1 protein-coding gene is annotated in these 897 nt (G+C 63.2%); it reads left to right on the plus strand.

The features are described 5' to 3' along the window. Window positions 1-518: 518 nt before the first annotated feature. Window positions 519-740 carry a hypothetical protein gene (locus ACYVK3_RS03835; RefSeq protein WP_460495938.1) on the plus strand — a complete coding sequence of 74 codons (222 nt, stop codon included), beginning with the start codon at window positions 519-521 and terminating at the stop codon, window positions 738-740. The last annotated feature ends 157 nt before the right edge of the window (window positions 741-897 follow it).

The following is an 897-nucleotide window of genomic DNA, read 5'->3' on the forward strand; positions in this document are numbered from 1 at the left end:
CACCACCACTGGGTCTTCAGACCATTAGCTTTATCTACTCCAGAGCGCAGAAGAACCCGATCGACACCATGAGGGTGTTGCTCGTTGCCCTCGCTCTCCTGGCTCTCGCTGCGAGCGCCACCTCCACGCATACAAGCGGCGGCTGCGGCTGCCAGCCACCGCCGCCGGTTCATCTACCGCCGCCGGTGCATCTGCCACCTCCGGTTCACCTGCCACCTCCGGTGCATCTCCCACCGCCGGTCCACCTGCCGCCGCCGGTCCACCTGCCACCGCCGGTCCATGTGCCGCCGCCGGTTCATCTGCCGCCGCCACCATGCCACTACCCTACTCAACCGCCCCGGCCTCAGCCTCATCCCCAGCCACACCCATGCCCGTGCCAACAGCCGCATCCAAGCCCGTGCCAGCTGCAGGGAACCTGCGGCGTTGGCAGCACCCCGATCCTGGGCCAGTGCGTCGAGTTCCTGAGGCATCAGTGCAGCCCGACGGCGACGCCCTACTGCTCGCCTCAGTGCCAGTCGTTGCGGCAGCAGTGTTGCCAGCAGCTCAGGCAGGTGGAGCCGCAGCACCGGTACCAGGCGATCTTCGGCTTGGTCCTCCAGTCCATCCTGCAGCAGCAGCCGCAAAGCGGCCAGGTCGCGGGGCTGTTGGCGGCGCAGATAGCGCAGCAACTGACGGCGATGTGCGGCCTGCAGCAGCCGACTCCATGCCCCTACGCTGCTGCCGGCGGTGTCCCCCACTGAAGAAACTATGTGCTGTAGTATAGCCGCTGGCTAGCTAGCTAGTTGAGTCATTTAGCGGCGATGATTGAGTAATAATGTGTCACGCATCACCATGGGTGGCAGTGTCAGTGTGAGCAATGACCTGAATGAACAATTGAAATGAAAAGAAAAAAGTATT

Source organism: Glycomyces tarimensis (assembly GCF_054776215.1).